This is a genomic window from Laspinema sp. D2d, from assembly GCF_025370755.1.
GTDB lineage: Bacteria > Cyanobacteriota > Cyanobacteriia > Cyanobacteriales > Laspinemataceae > Laspinema.
Genome location: NZ_JAMXFC010000002.1, coordinates 1 through 19,759, shown reverse-complemented (window position 1 = coordinate 19,759; position 19,759 = coordinate 1). Strand labels below are relative to the sequence as shown.

Annotated in this window: 16 protein-coding genes; 10 read left to right on the top strand and 6 right to left on the bottom strand. The window is 46.9% G+C overall.

What is annotated here, in order from left to right:
• Nucleotides 1–127 precede the first annotated feature (127 nt).
• Nucleotides 128–1,720, bottom strand: coding sequence for an Hsp70 family protein (locus NG796_RS01595; RefSeq protein ID WP_261204173.1), 1,593 nt, complete (start codon nt 1,718–1,720; stop codon nt 128–130).
• 783 nt (nt 1,721–2,503) lie between these two features.
• Here NG796_RS01595 and NG796_RS01590 point away from each other — a divergent pair.
• Nucleotides 2,504–4,045 carry a methyl-accepting chemotaxis protein gene (locus tag NG796_RS01590; RefSeq protein ID WP_261204172.1) on the top strand — a complete coding sequence of 514 codons (1,542 nt, stop codon included), beginning with the start codon at nt 2,504–2,506 and terminating at the stop codon, nt 4,043–4,045.
• A gap of 330 nt (nt 4,046–4,375) precedes the next feature.
• Nucleotides 4,376–5,911 (top strand): methyl-accepting chemotaxis protein, encoded by a 1,536-nt coding sequence (locus NG796_RS01585; protein WP_261204171.1) that lies wholly within the window; start codon nt 4,376–4,378, stop codon nt 5,909–5,911.
• A 57-nt stretch (nt 5,912–5,968) separates the two neighbouring features.
• Here NG796_RS01585 and NG796_RS01580 read toward each other — a convergent pair whose 3' ends face one another.
• From NG796_RS01580 to psb34 (NG796_RS01570), 3 genes are all read right to left on the bottom strand, one after another.
• Nucleotides 5,969–6,310: a histidine triad nucleotide-binding protein gene (locus tag NG796_RS01580; protein ID WP_261204170.1), complete on the bottom strand. Its 342-nt coding sequence runs from the start codon at nt 6,308–6,310 to the stop codon at nt 5,969–5,971.
• A gap of 139 nt (nt 6,311–6,449) precedes the next feature.
• A complete protein-coding gene (gene psb34 / locus NG796_RS01575; RefSeq protein ID WP_261204169.1) occupies nt 6,450–6,620 on the bottom strand; it encodes a photosystem II assembly protein Psb34 in 171 nt (56 codons plus the stop codon).
• A gap of 117 nt (nt 6,621–6,737) precedes the next feature.
• A complete protein-coding gene (gene psb34 / locus NG796_RS01570) occupies nt 6,738–6,908 on the bottom strand; it encodes a photosystem II assembly protein Psb34 (protein WP_261204168.1) in 171 nt (56 codons plus the stop codon).
• Between the two features lie 400 nt (nt 6,909–7,308).
• Between psb34 (NG796_RS01570) and NG796_RS01565 the strand changes: the two genes are divergently transcribed.
• The 7 genes from NG796_RS01565 (at nt 7,309) to NG796_RS01535 (ending at nt 14,667) form a co-directional block, all read left to right on the top strand.
• Nucleotides 7,309–8,052 (top strand): hypothetical protein, encoded by a 744-nt coding sequence (locus tag NG796_RS01565; protein WP_261204167.1) that lies wholly within the window; start codon nt 7,309–7,311, stop codon nt 8,050–8,052.
• 210 nt (nt 8,053–8,262) lie between these two features.
• Nucleotides 8,263–8,523, top strand: a complete 261-nt coding sequence (locus NG796_RS01560; RefSeq protein ID WP_261204166.1) for a hypothetical protein — start codon at nt 8,263–8,265, stop codon at nt 8,521–8,523.
• Nucleotides 8,523–8,969 carry a type II toxin-antitoxin system VapC family toxin gene (locus NG796_RS01555; RefSeq protein WP_261204165.1) on the top strand — a complete coding sequence of 149 codons (447 nt, stop codon included), beginning with the start codon at nt 8,523–8,525 and terminating at the stop codon, nt 8,967–8,969. The genes NG796_RS01560 and NG796_RS01555 overlap by 1 nt, the downstream gene beginning before the upstream one ends.
• A gap of 360 nt (nt 8,970–9,329) precedes the next feature.
• On the top strand, nt 9,330–10,859 hold the full coding sequence (locus tag NG796_RS01550) for a YifB family Mg chelatase-like AAA ATPase (RefSeq protein ID WP_261204164.1): 1,530 nt from the start codon (nt 9,330–9,332) through the stop codon (nt 10,857–10,859).
• A gap of 39 nt (nt 10,860–10,898) precedes the next feature.
• Complete coding sequence (locus tag NG796_RS01545) at nt 10,899–11,309, top strand: DUF3887 domain-containing protein (RefSeq protein WP_261204163.1); 411 nt, start codon at nt 10,899–10,901, stop codon at nt 11,307–11,309.
• Nucleotides 11,310–12,198: 889 nt separating this feature from the next.
• Nucleotides 12,199–13,494 carry an adenylosuccinate lyase gene (gene purB / locus NG796_RS01540; RefSeq protein WP_261204162.1) on the top strand — a complete coding sequence of 432 codons (1,296 nt, stop codon included), beginning with the start codon at nt 12,199–12,201 and terminating at the stop codon, nt 13,492–13,494.
• 99 nt (nt 13,495–13,593) lie between these two features.
• Nucleotides 13,594–14,667, top strand: a complete 1,074-nt coding sequence (locus NG796_RS01535; RefSeq protein WP_261204161.1) for an endo-1,4-beta-xylanase — start codon at nt 13,594–13,596, stop codon at nt 14,665–14,667.
• A 204-nt stretch (nt 14,668–14,871) separates the two neighbouring features.
• Here the strand turns inward: NG796_RS01535 and NG796_RS01530 are convergent, their stop codons facing one another.
• Nucleotides 14,872–17,679 (bottom strand): WD40 repeat domain-containing protein, encoded by a 2,808-nt coding sequence (locus NG796_RS01530; protein WP_261204160.1) that lies wholly within the window; start codon nt 17,677–17,679, stop codon nt 14,872–14,874.
• A 361-nt stretch (nt 17,680–18,040) separates the two neighbouring features.
• On the opposite strand from NG796_RS01530, the gene NG796_RS01525 reads away from it, so the two are divergent.
• Nucleotides 18,041–18,775 carry a M15 family metallopeptidase gene (locus tag NG796_RS01525; RefSeq protein WP_261204159.1) on the top strand — a complete coding sequence of 245 codons (735 nt, stop codon included), beginning with the start codon at nt 18,041–18,043 and terminating at the stop codon, nt 18,773–18,775.
• A 2-nt stretch (nt 18,776–18,777) separates the two neighbouring features.
• Here NG796_RS01525 and NG796_RS01520 read toward each other — a convergent pair whose 3' ends face one another.
• Nucleotides 18,778–19,542: an SH3 domain-containing protein gene (locus NG796_RS01520; protein ID WP_261204158.1), complete on the bottom strand. Its 765-nt coding sequence runs from the start codon at nt 19,540–19,542 to the stop codon at nt 18,778–18,780.
• Nucleotides 19,543–19,759 lie beyond the last annotated feature (217 nt).

The following is a 19,759-nucleotide window of genomic DNA, read 5'->3' as shown; positions in this document are numbered from 1 at the left end:
TCATGCCGCACGAATTGTCTTTTTTCTGCAAGACTCTATCCTGTATTGGAAAAGGCTGGCGGAGATTTTTTGGGGATTTTATGGGTTTTGTACAAAACAAAACCCAATTGAGGGATGACTTAATATTTTAACTCAATTGAACCACCGCTTCATCCTCCAATAGGAGTTGATTTGTAAATAAATCTTCCACGGTAATTCTCAAAAAACGCTGTTCATCGACTTGAAATAACACCTTGACCCGATCGCTCCCCGGATGTCCTGGAGGATTGAGTTTGGCAATACTTCTGGCCCCCTCTTTATCATTCAGAGGTTGTACGGCGATTTTGCCAGTTTCCAAGCGCTTGGTTACGAGGCGATCGCCATCAAAATAGACCTCAGTTCCTCCCGTATCTGCCCCTAATTCTCCAATAATTAACTCAATACTCGGCTGATTCTCCAAAGATGCCCCAAGCATTAATTCCACGGGTTCACTCATGGGATAGGGTTGTCCTTCGCGAACTAAGGGATGCCAATTATGGCATTGATTGCGCCGGTCCCAATAGCGAATACCATAACTGTGATAGAGGAAATCTTTGATTTCTATCCCTTGACTCAGTTGCAAAGCACCTTGAGCAACCGCTTCAAAGGGGCGATCGCACCGAATCTTACTCTCATCAAAATATTGCTTGACCCAGTTCTGCACCGCTGGAATCAGTGCCGTTCCCCCCACCAACAATACGGCATCAATATCAGCCCAATCCAATCCCTGCCGTCGCGCTTGCTGAATCACCTGATTCATGGCATCATCTAAAGATTCAAAAAACTCATGCTTTGCCAGAATTTCCTCAAAACCACTGCGGTCTAATTCTAAAGAATAAGTCTCCAAAGTTTCATCATTAAAATAGACCTCTTTGGCTTGTTTTTGTAAAGACAGTTGAATTTTTAATCGTTCCGCCAAGCGCGTCGTTAGGGGTGTTTTTGCCATGCCCTGAGTTTCGGCAAAATAATCGACTAACCAATTATCCAAATCAGTGCCGCCTAAGTTCTTCCCCGCTTTGGCTAAAACCCGAGCAGTTTTAACTTTTTGTCCTGAACTTTCAGCAAACAGTTTATCCCCCCATTTGAGCAGAAATCCTAGGGGTTGTTTCCCGGCAGTTTTATCGAGTTGAACTAAGGATAAATCCAGAGTTCCACCCCCAAAATCTACAACCAGCAAATTTTCATCATCGGTGAGTCCATATCCCAAGGCAGCAGCGGTGGGTTCATCGATGATTCGGACTTGTTCAACTTGCAGGGATTGGCAGACTTGTCCTAACCAATGGCGATAGGCTTCAAAGCTATCCACGGGAACGGTTAAGATTAAAGAGTCTACCGGAAGCGGGATTTGTCGTAGGGAGTTAACAAGTCCCGTAAGGAACCATTCCCCGACTTTCTCAAAGGTGACGATTTCGCCATCCAATTCGGGGAGGAACCCCTGGATATCGGTCCCGATGCCGCGTTTAAAGCTGCGGAAGAACCGGGGGTCCGTTTTGAGGTCCAGTCCCTTGTCGCGAACTTGTTGCGCGATCGCCACTTGTTGTCTTGTGGCATTCTCGACATACAGTAAGCTAGGAATTAAGGGTGGATTTTGACCCAATTGCCAGGATAATCCCGGCAGTTTTAGGGTTTCCGGTTGCTGGGTTGCAGAATTCCAGCGCGAGATGACCGTGTTACTTGTTCCAAAATCAATTGCGATCGCCATTGGGCTATAGGTTTCAGGGACAGTTCAAAATGTTTTAGCTAATATCCTATCGAACCACAGGACTGGGTGATTCTCTGGGTAAATTCACAGAGGGGTGATTTCTTAGGGTTGCAGAATCAGTCCTGGAGTCTCTACAATCCTCAATAATTTATCCCCAATCCACGATCCCTAATCTGACCCATTCTTCAGAGTAAGGCTCAGTTTAGAGCATAAAACCGGGGCTTTGGGACAACCGGATTCAGGCGGCCCACAATTAAGGTAATCCAACCCAGTCTTTCAGGGGGAACACTGACTCTAACAAGGTTTGCGTCGGCAGACCCAAAACCCTCTCTCAAAAATTGTTAAAAGATAATGCGAATTGTAAACTATCCGGAATGCTGGCGAGCGCTTACCCCATTTTGGGCAATAATATTAATAGGGAGTTAAAATGCCCGTTAAATCTGTAAATTTAGGGGGATTAAGTTGACCTTCCCTCTCTACTCGGCGGGGGGGTTATAGTCTACTTACTGCTGTAAAATGAAGAACCTGAACTCAAATCAGGAGGGGCAGTAAAATCATGAAACCTTGAGCGGGAGGGTTGCTTTAAGGATGAACGCTTTATGAGGTAGCAGTTTATAAGCCGCTCAGGACTGGATACCCGGGATGTAGCGGCACTTCATTGGACTCAGCCCCCTACTAACTCTCGTTAAATACTAAATTTAAAAATTTTTATGTAAATAAAAATTAACCAATTACTTAAAATTAAATCTTTATTTTTTAATTAAAAAAGGAAAGTCAGAGACTATGTTCGCCAACTTAAAGCTCCGAAATCAGATGGTATTGGGATATGGCCTGCCGATCGCCATTGCCATCACGGGATTTATGATCGTAACTTATGAATCTGCCCAAAAAGTCAGTCGGTCTTTTGAAAATGTGGAATTGATTCAAGCCCGACTCATCACCTTAAATGATATCACCAATACCGCCCTAGGGCTGGTGAGGGAGGCCCGAGGGTATCTCGTCAAAGGGGATGTAGAATATCTCAATCGATATTATACCACACTCAGTGAATTTGATAGCCTGGTCGATGAAGCTAAAGAACTCTATGTACTTCCCGAAGATCGAGAACTGATTCTGGAGATGATAGAGCTAACGAGAAGCTACATCACGTTTTTCACCGAGGTTAGAAACCTTTACGATGCTGGAAAAAAGGATGAGGCACTCGCCCTATGGTCCACCCAAAAAGGCACACAATTAGTCACTCGATTTAAAGAACTCACCGATGAGTTTGAAACCAAGCAAAAAACTTTGTTATTATCAGAAAATGAAGAGTCCAGCCGCACCTTACAAGCCTTAGTGATGTGGATTACTCTAGGCTGTGTCTTATTAGTAGGGATTGCCGTCATCGTAGCCCTGATCATTTCCTCCAGCATTGCCCGAATCATCCGCCAAGAAACCAATGCGATCGCCTCCGCATCTACCCAAATTGCCTCCACCGTGGAGCAACATGAACGCACCCTCTCTCAACAAGCCACTTCAGTTAATGAAACCAGTGCCACGATGACCGAATTAGGCTCCTCTTCCACCCTCACCGCCGAGCAAGCCCAATTCTCGGAAAACAATGCCAATCAAGTCTTGCAGCTTGCAGAATCTTCAGTGCAAGGCGCTCAAGATGTCTTAACCCTTGCCGATCGCGGCATTCAAGCCGTAGAGCGTACTCAGGAAGGAATGCAAGTTTTAACCGCCAAAGTAGAAGCAATAGCCCTCCAAATTCTCCGATTGAGTGAACAAACCAACCAAATTAGTAACATTACCAGTCTCGTCAGTGACCTGGCTGGGCAAACTAATATGTTGGCCCTCAATGCTGCTGTAGAAGCCGTTCGGGCTGGGGAAAATGGCAAAGGATTTAGTGTAATTGCTACCGAAATTCGTAAATTAGCCGACCAAAGTAAAACCTCCGCCCAGAAAATTAGTACCCTCATCGTTAATATAGAAGCCGCGATTGATTCAACGGTCAGCGTCACTGAAGATGGCAAAAGAAAAGCCCAGGAAAGTATCACCCTTTCTCGGGAAACTGCCGAAGCCTTTTCTAAGGTCGCCGAAGCGATTAATGATGTAATTTTGATTAATCAAGAAGCGTCCCTTAATGCCATTAATGATGTAGTTCTCAACTCCCGCCAAATTTCCCTGACCACCAAACAGCAAGCCGTCGCCATTAACCAGGTGGTCACCGCCATGAACGACCTCAATCAAGGGGCCACAGAAACCGTTAACGGTATCAACCAAACTAAAATTGGGATTCATAAATTAAATGAAACCGCCCAAAATTTGAATGCCCTCGTCTAAGTAGTATTTCGGATCAATTACCTCATTTTCTTCCTGGGAATAACAGAAATTTTTCGAGGAAGACAGTCTACATTCAAAATATTTTCTTGCTAAGTAAGTCCACCTATTGGGTTAAATTTATGGTTCCTCCTCTTTACTTCAAAAGGACCCGAATCCCCGTCTAAACTCCAATCGATCGGCTAGAATACTTTTAGGATAAGAGATTGGAGCCATTGGCTGAAGGAGACTGCCCCCATGTTCAAAGATTTGAAGTTAAGAGGCCGCATTTTTTTGGGCTTTTCAATTCCGGTCTTCTTAATTGTGGGATTTAGTGGGTTGGTGTATTCCATAATGACTGAAATATCTGAAAAATTTGATGAGGTAAATAGAGCGCAACGGGTTTTAGCTTACACCGATGAGATGGTTTTGAGTACGGCCATGATGGCGCGGCAAGTTCGCGGATATTTACTCATACAGAGCGAAGAGAGTTTATTAGAATTTCGGAATCAAAAAGAGCGGTATGAAGAGGCCGCTAGGATAGTAGAACCTCTCATCAAAGAGCCGGAACAAAAAGAGATTTATAGAGCGATGATTCTGGCGGGGCAAGACTATTATCAAATGTCTCTGAGAACTCTGGAATTAAAAAATGACAAGAGACATGATGAAGCGGTCAATCTTTACTTGAAAGAGTCTAAAACTTTGGTGGGAGGGCTGGATAACCTAGGATCAACCTTTAATGATAACGAGCAAAAAATCCTGGATAATTATACAGCGCAAGCCCAGGAAATTATCCGCTTTTTAATTGGCTCGGCAATTGTAACTACGTTATTATCTTTGTTGTTAGGGGCGATGGCTGCTTCTTTGATTTGGTCAACGATCGCCAAAACTAATCAAACCATTAATGAAAATGTTAATGCGATTGTTACCTCGTCGAGCGAAATTTCTGCCACTGTGGAACAACAAGAGCGCAGTGCCAGCTATCAAGCTTGTTCTGCCAATCAAACAACGAGCACCATGCATCAACTGGGCGTTTCTTCGGCGCAAACCGTCGAACAAGCTGAGTCTGCTGTACAAAATGCCCGTCAAATCTTAGGATTAGCCGAATCATCCGTGGTGGGTGCGCGAGATGTCTTATCCTTAGCCGAGTCTTCAGCCCAGGGGTCCCGCCAGGTCCTCACCTTAGCCGAAGGTGGAAACAAAACCGTAGACCGGACTTTAGAGGGAATGTCTATATTAAAAGAAAAAGTCGCAGCGATCGCCGAGCAAATCTGGCGGTTGAGCGAACAAACCAATCAAATTGGCTCCATTACTAATCTCGTCAGTGATTTAGCCAATCAAACCAATATGCTCTCTCTAAATGCCGCCGTAGAAGCAGTCCGCGCGGGAGAACATGGTAAAGGATTTGGGGTGGTTGCCGCCGAAATTCGCAAACTTGCTGACCAAAGTAAAAAATCTGCAGAGAAGATTAATCAGCTTATTTTTGCAATTCAGAGTGCGATTAATTCTACGGTGATGGCGACCGATGAAGGACGCAAAACTGCCGAAACTGGCATTGAATTGTCCCGAGATACCGCCGAGGCTTTTATTAAGGTTACTGAGGCGATCGAGGAAATCGTTTTAAAATCTTCCGAGGGGGTTGTTCAAGCGATTAATGAAGTAGTGTTACAAAATCAACAAATTTCCCTAGCCGCGATTAATGAAGTGGTAGTCAACAATCAACAAATTTCGTTAACTGCTAAACAGCAAGCCGTCGCTATTCAAGAAGTAGTTGAAGCCATGAATAACCTTAACCAAGGTGCAGTTCAAACCGCCAGTGGCATCACCCAAACCAAAGTTGGGATTCAAAAGCTCAATGAAGCGGCCCATAGTCTCAAAACCATTGTCTAATTCTAGGGGCAATTGGTAAATTGCCCCTAAAATTTAGTGCAATCGGCGATCGTTGCCTTATCCGGGAGGCCAACCTAGAGACCGTCCCGCGAGAAGATGTAGGTGTAAATGATTCACCGTCTGACCCCCCTCTTCACCGCAATTAATGACCACCCGATAGCCATTTTTGAGTTCCAGTTGTTCGGCAACGCGCTTGACGGTTAAGAGCAAATGACCCATCAAAGCATGATGATTTGACTCAGCATCGGATAATTTGGCGATCGGGTCCTTGGGAATCACCAAGACATGGACCGGCGCTTGAGGATTCACATCTCGGAAGGCGAGGCACAAGTTATCCTCATAAACGATATCAGCCGGGATTTCCCGACGGATGATTTTACTAAAAATTGTCTCAGACATAAAGGGTTGTTTGTTGTAAGTGCCGCTAGTTGCCATCTTACGGGAACAGGCGATCGCTGACAATTTCCACCGGCATAAAAAAAAGGCCCCTAACCAGTAGGGGCGCTTAATAGAGGAGAGTTGAATCGAAACTTGAGGATTAGCTGATAGCGAGTGCGGTAAAAATCGTCAAGGCCACAAGCAATATAGAGGCTGCACCGTAAGCAATGTAGCGCTTTTGTTGCTCCGGAGACGGATACTCGGCTTGATACATTTTCGGTTCAGTGGCAAAGTTGTTTAAGATTCCTTTTTCGTCAGAGGTGGTGTACATTTCAGTTCCTCGCTGGCGTATGTAAATAAATGTAACGTAATTTTAAGAAGTCTTCCCGTAACTTGAGTCAGACCACTAAGTGTGGTAGCAGACCCACTGTTTATCAACCCTTGCAGATTAGCTGATAGCCACAGCGGTAAAAATCGTCAAGGCTACGAGGACAACTGAGGCCACACCGTAAGCAAGGTAACGCTTTTGCTGATCTGGAGAGGGATACTCAGCGTGGTACATTTTAGGTTCGGTGGCAAAGTTGTTCAGGATTCCGTTTTCATCAGTGCTAGTGTACATTTCGTTTTTCCTCGCTGTCTTTATGTAAATAAATGTAACGCAATGTTAAGAAGTGTTGCAGTGACTTGACGCACAAGGTTAGGTGATGCTAATCACATCTAGCCGGAAACGCGGTCCCAAACTCTAAATTGTTACTTTTCCTCGGACGTGACACTTGCCACCCTTATGGAGCTAGGGCTGTTTAATTCTTAAGGCCAAATTACTTTTTTGCTTGTTCGTAAGCTTTATCTGGCAAGGGATACACCTGTTTTTTCCGGCTTTTTAACCTATGATTAGGACATCAGGCCGAAAACCCTTGGGCTGTAAAGCCTACGGCATAAGGAAAATTTTAGAATGAAACAGCCCTACCCTTATGGAGCGGGGCATATAGTTAAGGAGCCCTTCCCTTGGGAGAAGATAGATGTCCGGATCACTCCGATTCGATGATGAACTGCTGCAAAATTTCATGCAGAGATTTTATGGGTATGGCACCTACGCGGGGGATTATTGGTTTGTCGGCATGGAAGAAGGCGGCGGCAATTCGTTTAAGGAAATTTGCCAACGGCTTCAAAACTGGAATGGGCGAGGCAGAGTTGAACTGGAAGATATAGCGGCTTATCACACTCAAATCGGTGCAGAGCGATATTTCGGTCCACAACCAAAACTACAACCCACTTGGAACCGGCTCATTCGGATAGAATTAAGCGCAAAAGGGCTGGATACTCATAGAGAAAACGTCCGCCAATATCAACAAAAAAACTTAGGACGGCATACGAGCACGAATTGCTTGGTGGAGTTGCTGCCGCTGCCTTCCCCTTCAATAAATCACTGGCTGTACGCTCAACATTCCCAGTTATCGAAATTAGTTAACCGAAAGACTTACGAGGATTATTACGCTCCTCGTCGGGCCGAACATCTGCGCCAGCGAATTGCAGAGTACCAACCCAAAGCGGTTGTATTCTATAGTGTTGATCGTGTTTATATGGACTGGTGGCGCTTTATTGCCGGAGTTGATTTTATAAAAGCGGCTGAATGCGATCGCCTCTATATTGGAAAAACCGCACACACGGTTTTTGCGATCGCCCTCCATCCCGTCGCCAAAGGAGTCAGGAACGAATACTTTCATCAAGTTGGCAAGATAATTTCATCAACGGCGATGGCATAAATCAAAGCAACCTGGATTCTCTAGCTGTTGGGACCAGAAACCGGGTTTCTGCCATAACTTTTGCATCTTCACCTAAATTAATGAAAGAAACCCGGTTGCTCTCACTATAAAAACCAGAAACTGAAACCCAAGCGCTCGTTTGGGATTTTCGCTTATATTGGTTTAAGAAACCCATTCTTTGCTCCAGACCACGGCATGACAGGAGAATTTATGAATATTAAATTAGTGGAATCTTTAGCCCAAGTTGTTCAATCTCTTTCCCCAGAGGAGCGATCGCTCTTCGAGGAAAAGCTCAAAGCACAGCAAGAACAAACCTCAGCTGAGGGAAAAGAGCGTCCTTTTTATGAAACCGCTACTCCAGTAGAATGGGCTAAAGCGTTTCGGGAATGGGCGGAGAGTCACCCGCGCAATCAGCCCTATTTATCTGACGAAGCCATTAGCCGAGAAAGCATTTATGGAGAAAGGGGTTAATGTCATTTTTGATTGATACTAACATTCTGTTGCGGAGTGCCGACCCTAACCATTCTATGCACGCCGATGCTATTAATGCCACCACCAGTTTACGTAGTCAAGGGCATCAGCTTTGTATCATTCCCCAAAATTTAATCGAGTTTTGGAATGTTTACACCCGCCCTGCGGACAAGAATGGGTTAGGGCATACCCCAGGGGAAGCCGCCGCCGAAGTCAATCGGTTAAAAGGGCTTTTTTTGCTCTTACCGGATACCTTAGCCATTTATTCTGAGTGGGAACGGTTAGTGCTGAGTTATGAGGTGCGGGGTGTTAATGTCCATGATGCGCGGTTGGTGGCCGCTATGTTGGTGCATGGATTAACTCATATTCTGACGTTTAATGTCAAGGATTTTGCCCGGTATGGGGAAGTGACGGCAGTGCATCCGATGGAGATGCGATCGCACTAAAGTTAGTAGCTAAAATTGCGGCGATCGCCCTCCCTAATCCAGGCGCTTTAACCCTGACAATTATAAATTTTGCCCGCCCAAGAAACTGGTATCCAAGTTATCACTGGGGGATTTTCGCTCAAATTTGTCTACGAAACCGAATTTTTGAACCCGATTATTTGGTGTCAGTAGACCTCATCAAATCTCGCGCATGGGAAAAACCGGCTGTGTGGGATAAGTTTCACCACAGGATCCAAGATTTGCGGAATAAACTCGGTTTCTGAGGCATCGCTAAATCATATCGCGCTCAATATTTCCCCCCTATTCCCTTTTTACCCCGCCTTTCTTATAATGGTCCCAGCAGTCATCAGGACATCAGCCGTGCTTGCTACAGTTTGGAGTGCATCGTTAGTTGGGATTAATGCGGTCAAGGTCGGAGTCGAAATAGACGTCTCGGCGGGAATGCCGGGAATTGTCGTGGTGGGATTGCCCGATACCGCAGTGCAAGAATCTAAAGAACGGGTGAAAGCGGCCCTAAAAAATTCCAGTTACGCCTTCCCTTTGCGTCGGATTGTGATTAACTTGACTCCGGCAGATTTACGCAAGGAGGGTCCATGTTTTGACTTACCGATCGCCATCGGGATTCTCGCCGCCTCCGAACAAGTCAGCGCCCAACTCCTCGGAGATTTTCTCTTCCTGGGTGAACTCTCCCTCGATGGCACTTTACGCCCCATTGCTGGAGTTCTCCCCATTGCTGCGGCCGCCCAGGAGATGGGAATTACCGCCTTAGTCGTCCCAGAAGGCAATGTTGGGGAAGCAGCAGTAGTGAAAGGATTACAGGTTTATGGGTGTCGGCATCTGTGTGATGCGATCGCCTTGTTGAACAACCCGAGTCAATTCAAACCCGTCACCCTAGATGGAAAAGTCCCCTTTGCACCCCACCCCTTCGGGGGTTTAGATCTGCAAGATGTAAAGGGTCAAGCACATGGACGGCGCGCCTTAGAAATTGCCGCAGCAGGAGGACATAATTTAATCTTTGTCGGTCCTCCGGGCAGTGGGAAAACCATGCTGGCGAAACGGTTACCGGGGATTTTACCCCCCCTGAGTTTTGAAGAAGCTTTAGAAGTCACCCAAATTTATTCCGTAGTCGGATTACTAAAAAATCGCGGGGCGTTAATTGGCGATCGCCCCTTTCGCAGTCCCCATCACTCTGCCTCCGGTCCCTCTCTCGTCGGCGGGGGCAGCTATCCCAAACCGGGAGAAATTTCCCTCGCTCACCGGGGCATCTTATTCTTAGATGAACTCACCGAGTTTAAGCGGGATGTGCTAGAGTTCCTGCGCCAACCCTTAGAAGATGGGCGCGTCACCATTTCCCGCACGAAACAAAGTGTGGAATTCCCCGCCCAATTTACCTTAGTTGCCAGTACCAATCCTTGTCCCTGTGGCTACTTTGGTGACCCAATCCAACCCTGTACCTGTTCACCCCGTCACCGAGAACAATATTGGGCCAAACTTTCAGGACCCCTGATGGATCGGATAGATTTGCAAGTCGCAGTGAATCGCTTAAAACCGGAAGAAATTACTCGACAAACCACAGGAGAGGGTTCAGAAGCTGTCCGACAGAGGGTTCAGGCAGCCCGCGATCGCGCCCGAGAACGATTTAAAGCAGAACCCAATATCCGCTGCAATGCCGAAATGCAAACGGCTCAACTCCGCCAATGGTGTCCTCTGGATGAGGCAACCCGCAATCTCCTCGAAGGAGCCATCCGTAAGCTGGGACTATCGGCAAGGGCAACCGATCGCATTTTAAAGGTAGCCCGCACCATTGGGGACCTGGCTGGGGATGAGTCCATAAATATCTCCCATGTGGCAGAAGCCATTCAATATAGAACAATTGATAGAATGCAGTAAATAGCATTTTTTATTCGCTATTTTAAGGAGCTAACTCTCATGAAAACTATTCTTTCTTTGGCTTTGCTGGCGACTGTTGCGGTCGTTGATCCTTTACCGACTCAAGCTCAAAGTTTCCAACCCCTCAAGGGGGTTGAATCGATTGCTCAGGCAACACCAATGGTCTCCCAAGCGGAGGAATTTGTCTCTTTACTCGCCGAAGGAGAGTTTAACCAAGCTTTGCAGAAATACGATGCTACGGCTCGGGAAAATATTACCCCAGAAACTTTGAAAACAACTTGGCAAGATTTAGTAGATAAATCGGGTACTTTTCAGGAAATTGTGTCTACTGAGACGGTTCCGGGTGAGGAGCAAGACGTGGTTCTCTTAACGACTCGGTTTGAACAGAATACTGTGGTATTGTTCGTGATTTTTGATGGAGAGCAAAAAATCAACAGTTTCACTTATTAACCTGAGTTATCTTCTAACTTATTTCTGGAATTAGAGTAGCTAGGATTGCAGAAGTACAGTTACAACCGCTCCCTAAATCCAGGGAGCGATCGGTTAATTAGGGTGCGTCTATAAGCATGAGGTTTTCAGGGAGTCAAAGAGGGGGATTGATCGGCTCGTCATCAGCACTATTGGGGAAAAGGGGCTGATTTATCATCAAACCCAAAGCCCCTGGAAATGGACTAAGGAAACTCCCGTAAAACTACGGAGGAAAATTGAGTTTTGCTCCCTAGGCTTCATAAAAGATCATGTTAAATTCCTGGATTTTTAGTGATAAAATAAAAATATAAGAATTCAGTGGCTTTTAGAGTAAAGCCAACGGCTATGAGTCGAGTAAAAAGGGATTTAGGTTCTGATCTCAATCGCTTAGAGGCCAGTTTGATGAAAATCCAACTATTCCGCTTCGTCGTGAAGGGATGGCTGGCCTTCCTCCATGTGTCTCAGGACTTTTATATAGCACGGATGATTCTGCTTGGTGATCACGTTCCGTCCCCCCAGGGAAATCACCACGCCCCAACCGAGGGAGTCTGATATCAAGAAGCCAACGAATGGGGTCAAGGGCAATGGAATGGAAGTCCCTTACCCCCATTCAAAAACATAAACCGGCAAGGTGAGCAGAGCGTTCGGTCCCTGAGATGGAGCGATCGCACCCGGGAAGAGAATTAGCTTCATGCCTCAGAACGCCCTAGGCGATCGCTCCGTCTCATGTTTTCCCCGAATTGTCGTAAATCGTCATGATGGTTGGGTTGAAAATCAGGTAATAAACTGGGCAAAAAAAGATTGAGACGACTACGGACAGAATATGCAGACAGAGGGGGTAAAATGAGACAGTTGTATTCTGTGCCGGACGTTGATCGAGCGCTATACCTTGCCCGAAATGGGCGCACTGTGGACTGAGACCTATAAATTTAAAACCTGGCTTGAAGTCGAGCTGGCTGTTTGTGACGCTCAAGCCGAATTGGGTTATATTCCCGCATCGGCAGTGGAAGAGATTAAAGCCAAGGCTAATTTTGACCCCAAGCGCATCCTCGAAATTGAGGCCGAAGTTCGCCATGACGTGATTGCCTTTTTGACCAATGTGAATGAGTATGTCGGGGAAGCCGGACGTTACATTCATTTGGGATTAACCAGTTCCGATGTGTTGGACACTGCTTTAGCATTGCAGATGGTCGCCAGTCTGGATCTGTTGCTGTCGGAATTGGAAACCGCGATCGCAGCCATTCGCTATCAAGCGCAGCAACACCGGGATACGGTCCAAATCGGGCGATCGCATGGAATTCATGCTGAACCGATTACCTTTGGGTTTAAACTGGCTGGATGGTTAGCCGAAATGTTGCGCCATCGCGATCGCCTCGTGCGAGTGCGATCAGATATTGCTGTGGGTAAAATCTCGGGAGCCGTGGGAACCTACGCCAACATCGAACCCCGGATTGAAGAGATTGCCTGTCAGAAACTCGGACTCGAACCCGATACCGCCTCTACTCAGGTGATATCGCGCGATCGCCATGCTGATTTTTTACAGCATCTCGCTCTCCTAGCCGCTTCCATCGAACGCTTTGCCGTAGAAATTCGTAACCTCCAGCGCACTGATGTCCTAGAAGTAGAGGAATACTTTTCCAAAGGACAAAAAGGCTCCTCCGCCATGCCCCATAAGCGTAACCCAATCCGGTCTGAACGCTTAACCGGAATGGCAAGAATCGTGCGGGGTCATGCCGGAACAGCCTTGGAAAATGTAGCCCTTTGGCATGAACGGGATATTTCTCATAGTTCCGTCGAACGCGTGATTCTGCCCGATGCTTGCATATTAACTCACTTTATGTTGAGGGAAATTTCAGAATTGGTGAAAAATCTCCAAGTCTATCCCGAGAACATGAAGCGAAATATGAACGTTTACGGCGGCGTGATTTTCAGTCAGAGAGTCATGCTGACCTTAGTGGAAAAAGGCATGAATCGGGAAGCGGCCTATAAAGTCGTACAATCCTGCGCCCATCAAGCGTGGAATCAACCCGACGGGGACTTTCATGGGGCGATCGTCAAAGATCCCACGGTCACAGAGAATCTGTCACCAAAGGAAATCGAAGACTGTTTCGACCCGAAATACCAGCTAAGACACCTAGATACAGTTTACCAACGCTTAAACATTTAAAACCAGCCTAAAGGAAGTGAAAGGATGAACGATGAATTGAATAGTCAAGGGTTCGGTTCATCCTTCATCCTTCACCTTAATGTTCATAAGAGGTCGCGCATGAAACTCCGTTCCTTCATCGCCTATATTCTGGTGATAGTGGCGATCGTCTGGTCCATCTCCTCTACAAGTTTTGCTACCAAACCCCCACCCCAACCCACCAATTCAGCGGCAGAGTCCCTCCGATTACTGGCAACAAAGCGGGACTTTTTAATTGGAACGGCTATTAAACCCCAACCCTTACAAGACGACCCCACTTATCGAGAGGTGTTGGCCGGGGAATTTAACATCATCATCCCTGAGAACCATACCAAATTTTGGCGACTTCATCCAGAACGCGATCGCTATGATTTTACTCAAGTCGATGCGATCGTTCAGTTTGCCCAAGAACATGATATTAAGGTGATGGGTCATGCACTGGCATGGTTTCACGCTCTTCCCCGCTGGGTCGTGGAAGGGAATTTTTCCCGTGAGGAACTCATGGAAATCCTCCATGATCACATTCAGACCGTAGTGGGTCACTATCGAGGTCAGATTTATGCTTGGGATGTGGTGAATGAACCTGTAGAAGCCAATGGGAGCTTAAGAGAAACTATCTGGTATAAAACCATTGGACCGGAATATATTGATCTAGCGCTCCGTTGGACTCGTGAAGCCGATCCAGAGACCTTATTATATATTAACGACTATGCAGAAGGACTTAATGCTAAGTCTCAATCCTTTTATAATTTAGCAAAAGAACTCCGGCAAAGAGGAGCGCCCCTTGATGCAGTGGGATTCCAAAGCCACCTGGGATTTTTATCCACAAATAACCCTGAAGAAGTCGCTGAAAACATGAAGCGATATGCCGAACTGGGATTAGACGTGATGATTACAGAAATGGATATTCCCATAAATCAGTTTAAAGGAACTCCAGAGCAGCAATTAGAGGCACAAGCTAAAATGTACCGGGATTTCTTGAAGGTCTGTTTAGATGCCTCCAACTGCAACACGTTAGTGATGTGGGGATTCACCGATCGCCATAGCTGGATGACTGGGTTTACTGGGAGTAAAGACCCGCTAATTTTTGATAACTTCTATCATCCTAAACCCGCGTATCATGCCATGTGGGAAGAATTAAAAGGAAGCGAATAGAACAAATAGCATAATTCTGAAAAAATGTCTGTTTTTAGTCCTCAAATGACTCTAATGGGTCTGCACAAACCAACCTCTTTAAGGTTTGAGGAAATATTGAACAGTTCGCCACCGAGGTTCCGGGGTGTTTGTAACCCCCCGGAACCGACTTGATTGAAACCCAGCAAGAGCAGCGGGGGATTTTAAGCGGGGAATTGTCTGTCCTTAAACTAAGCTTTTGGCCGTGGCAGCAGTTTCGTGCAGTAACAACCGCCCCCACTGGTGGATAATCTGCTCAAAAATACCGCGTTCTGGGGTGATGAAGGAGGCGATTGCCTCCACTTCCAGGGTGTCCAGGGCGACTGTCGCTTGGGCTAAAGTTGCCAGCCGGTGTGCAGAATCCATCAGAGTAGAATTGTCACAGATCAAGGTCCCAATTTTTGCTAGATGGCCGATCGCACTGAGAACTTCTGGTCGAATCAAGCCCGATCCTGCCCTCTGAGACTCTCCTTCCTCTAGGTAAAAGGTAGAGGACTCATTGATCGTCTCCAGCGCACTTTTGAGGTCCGAGAGGTTCTCCACAGCGGCAAATCGGGCCAAAATAGTCAAAGAGTCGATAATTTCGACACCTCCTGGGTAGTCGCGCAGACTCCCCAGAGTTTGTTTAGAGTCAGTCCAATCTAACGGGGAGGAATTCCCCTCCCAGTTGAGCAACTGGTAGAGGAGGGCTGCAAACCGAGTTAGGGGGGTTTGACGATGCGATCGCCGGAACCAAGTCAGCACGCCAATCCCATCCTCAGCGACTTGATTTAACCAATCACTCCCACATTTTACGGGTTGCAACCCCAATTCACCCAATAACACGTGTCGGCGTTCTGGGATTCCTCGCCAATCTTCGGCACTGACGGGGGACCAAAGATAGGCCCTTAAATCTGGGTCGCGGGCGATCGCATACAGCAGATGTAGAGGGTACTCCGTGGAATGTAAATACCGAGATAAAGCACTCAAAGCCATTGCACGCTGAAAGGGGTTGCGGCAGACTTCCGCGATCGAGTGTAAACCCGCTTTTTCATCCCGTTGCAACTGCTGGAGTAGAGATTTCCGACTATTCGGCAGTGGCAACACGAGCAACTCATCCCAAAACACCGGATGTCCCTCACCGCGTCGATGAGTTTTCAGTGCAGCTATCCACTCAATCGGGTAAAACAGGAGGCGCAACGATCCGATGGTCACGAGCAAATTAAAGTAAAATCCGATTTCAACCCCTCGGGAAACTCCCGCTACGAACCGCACTCGGGAGGCAATATCTTTATCTTTGATAATATTGGCCTCGAATGCAGCCAGGGCTACAGCAATCATCAAAATCAACCCTATCCCAGCCAAGGCAGCCAACCCACTGCGTCCTGCTAAGGCAAAAGCTACAGACCAGATTATTCCTAAGAAAATTGCAAACCCGACCGTGAGTAACGAGGGATCAATTGCGATCGCCCCGAACATCTGTTGATAGGGTGGATTAATCTTTAGCAAATCATTCAAAATCACCAGATTGGTGAACAGGAAACTCCCTGCTAGGGCCAGGAACAACGCAGCTATCACACTACCGGCCAACCCCAAGGCCATAAAACTACAAGTAAGAATCAGTGCTGTTGCGAATACAATCCAGATCCAGAGGAAAAAAGCCCCAACTGCAAACCCCAGGGTAGTCCAAAAGAGGGTACGTTCCACCGCTTTGAGGGGAATTTCCTCCCCAGAGGTGAGATTCCAGACTTTCGGGCGGAGATCCCCGGCACCGGAAATGACTTTTTGTCCATCGGGGGTTACTGCCACCGATCTCACCCACTCTTGATGTCCAACCAGAGTATGCACCAGAGACCCTTCTTGGAGATTCCAGACTTTCAAAGTGTGGTCACTGGAAGCCGACACCACTTGCTGTCCGTCTGGAGTGACTGCTAATGCATTAATCCACCCCCCATGTCCGGTTAACTCATACCGGAGAGTTCCCTGATTGAGGGTCCAGACCTTGACCGTTCCATCGGCCCCCCCAGAAATCACCTGTTGTCCGTCTGGGGTGAGAGCGATCGTATTGACCCCTCCGGGATGTGCCATCAGACTGTGCCGTTCAGTCCCCGATGAGCGGGCCCATACCTTAATCGAACCATCCAGACTGGCAGAAATGATCTGTGTGCCATCGGGGGTGAGGGCGATCGCATTAACTCCTCCCGTATGACCACTCAAGGTTCGTACTAGAGTTCCCTGTTCCAGATTCCAAATTTTCACCATTCCATCGGTGGATCCAGAGATAGCTTGGGTTCCATCTGGAGTCACTGCCACTGTATTGACGGAACCGATATGACCCTGAAGGGTATGGAGTTTTTTTCCGGATTCAATATTCCAGACTATGAGGCTATTGTCTGCAGAGGCTGAAATTGCCAAGGCCCCGTCTGGGGTGACCGCTATATCTTCAATCCAGCGACTGTGATTTTGGAGATTATGGATGCGACGACCCCCGGAAAGGTCCCAAATGTTAACGGCGCGGTCTCTTCCCCCAGTAATCGCCCGTTGTCCCGGAAGTAAGGCCACGGCGTTACTTCCATTGCGATGACCCTGTAACGTTCGCACCAATGCACCTCTATCCAGATCCCATACTTTTAAGCTGCTGTCTCCGGTAAAGTCTCTCGCTGACCCGGACATCGCTTGGGTATCAGAGAGGGCCACGACGGACTCAATGGACCCAGTATGACCTTGATTTACAGCAATGGTATAGAGGAAAAAAGTGAAGGCCAGTAGGAACAAACATTTCACTACAGAGGCGATCGCCATTAGATAGAGGTTTCGATATCCCGGGACCTTAAAACTGCCCCGAAATTTACTCCATCCGCTTTGTCGATACAAATCAGGGGCAGCTTTGTACAAATAGCTACGGAGTACACTGGGACGAAAAAAGACCCAGTAGGCCAGCCGACCATAATGATAAGGATTTAACGGATTGAGGGATTCGGGTGTTTCTCCCCGCTCCAGTGGGAAAATGGTCATGATGATTTTACTATAGGGGTCAGTTTTACGCAGAAACTGTCAAGCTCTTTATCAGTCTTTTCACAGTATTCCTTTTCCGCTCCTCCTCGGGATCTGGGTTTGGTTAAATTTTATGAAGCCACTCTCCTGTTCCTCCCTTGCCCCACTCTTCACTAAACTTTTTTGAGCAAAATTAGCCCCTAATTATCCAAATTCTGATTTGATGAGTTCATTAAACATCCTTTTAAAATGTATAAAATTATCCCTATTTGCTTATTCAAAAAATTTAATCCCTTAAATCTAGGAATATCTATCCTTGATTTCAATCAGTTTGCTCTAAATATTCGCTATCCGGGTTACTTCAAAAACTGAGAAATATACCATGAAACTCAAGTACATTCTTTTATTTTCTCTTGCTTTAGGGTTGGTCATGACTATCGGATTTTGGCATCGGGCGGAATCAGTTCGGATTTTCAAGGGAGTTAGTCCCGGAGAAGTGGTACTGCCGAGTCCATCCGTTGTAGTGGACATAACTTCAGATATCCCTCCGTCTGAGGGGGAACAATTAGTAGATATCCAAGATATTAACCCAGACATTACCCTAGATATTCGCTATGCCACTGCCAATAATTTCTTGAAGGTCAAACTGTACTCTGTCCCTCGATGTCTTTTGCGAACTAGCATCGCTCAAAAGTTATCCCGAGTTCAAGAGCAATTGGAATCAAGGGGACTAGGGTTAAAAGTATTTGATTGTTATCGGCCCCTATCTGTAACCCGGAAAATGTGGGAAGTTTTGCCGGATCCGCGCTATGTTGCCAATCCGGCAAGGGGGTCGCGTCATAATCGTGGTGCAGCGGTCGATTTAACCTTGATTGATGCAAGGGGCAATGAATTAGAAATGCCTACGGACTTTGATGATTTTAGCGATCGCGCGGCCCGAGATTACGAAGGAACTGATGTTAGCCCTCAAGCCCGCCAAAACAGTCAATTACTCGAATCTGTGATGACTGAAGAAGGCTTTATTCCACTGATTACCGAATGGTGGCATTTTGATGCAGAAAACTGGCAAGACTATCCCTTGTTGGATATTTCTTTAGAGCAAATCAATCCGCGTTAGGCTTACTTGACTTCGACCAGAAAATCATAAGTCAACCCTCGGAAATGCGAGTCTAAAACTAGGAGATAGTCCCCAGTTGTGGGGAGAGTTCCACTCCAGTTTTCCAGCCCTGTATAGTGACCCCCTCCGGTGAGGTCATTTTGCTGATTGGGGTCATTGGGGATAAAAACAAAGGGTAACGCACCTTCGGAAACTGAGAGGGTCAAGGTTTGACCGGCAGATGCCTTGAGCAAATATTCATGACTTCCGCCGCCAATAATCCGCCCTTTGACTCGGGCTGAGGTGCCATTGGAGGGGAAATTAATCCGTTCTGTGATTTCAGAACAAGAACTTTCGGTGATACTTTTGGCAACCCAACCCTCCACGGGACTATTGATTTTAAACCAGCCATTTTGTTCTTCCGTAACGCTGAGATAGGTTCCATTACTCAGTGTCCCTAAAAGATTTGTGGCGTTTACTTCGGGACTGGAACGAACGTTAGCTGGTGGGTTGGGATCGGAGACAATGGCAGCGGTAATTTTGCAATTGTCTTGGGAGGGGGTAATCATGATGGGTTGGGGAGTACGGGGTGGGGGGGATGGGGAAGATGGGGGGGATGGGGAAGATGGGGGGGATTGGGGTGATGGGGGGGATTGGGGAGATTGGGTGGGGAGTTGGGTGACTGGAGGCAGTGATTGAGGGGATTGGGATGCGAAATAAGCACCGCCGAGTGCTGCGCCGATCGCACCTACAGTCAACACAATGATAAACGGTGTGTTCCCTTGCATAACATTTAGGGCATCTTAGCCAAAATAGAAGCACTCACCCACTCTAAACCCGAGAAGGGATAGGGCCTTTTATAGATTGATATGAAACCGGGAGAATGGCCCATTCTTCCATTAGGAAGGAATGCATCCGGAGGGTTCTACCCTTACAGATATATGTTTTTAACCCCTAACAAGTATTGAGGGGTAAAGTGAGCGGATGTAGAGGTAAGGGGTCTGG